Here is a 237-nt window from a genome sequence, read left to right on the forward strand (position 1 = left end):
GCACCGCTCGAAGCGCTCGGCGGCCGAGTACAGCGACTCGTCCGCCATCAGCTCGACGGTGTCGGTCGTGATGCAGAAGTTGTCCCACTGGTCGCGGCTCGCCGCGCCGACGGCGATCCAGCCACCGTCGCCGGTCTGGTAGGGCCCCATCGGGTGGAACGACTCGCCGAAGCGCCGCCCCCACCGCCGCTTCACGGCACCCGTGTGGGTGTACATGGTGAGGCTCCACTGGTGGGC

General features: G+C 70.5%; 1 protein-coding gene. It reads right to left on the bottom strand.

Annotation, left to right across the window (positions count from 1 at the left end; all coding sequences use genetic code 11):
* A partial coding sequence (locus FVA95_RS30405; RefSeq protein ID WP_193564469.1) for a CoA transferase occupies window positions 1–237 on the bottom strand: 237 nt, incomplete at both ends.

This window comes from Pseudonocardia sp. EV170527-09, assembly GCF_008369905.1.
In the GTDB taxonomy this organism is placed as follows: Bacteria; Actinomycetota; Actinomycetes; order Mycobacteriales; family Pseudonocardiaceae; genus Pseudonocardia.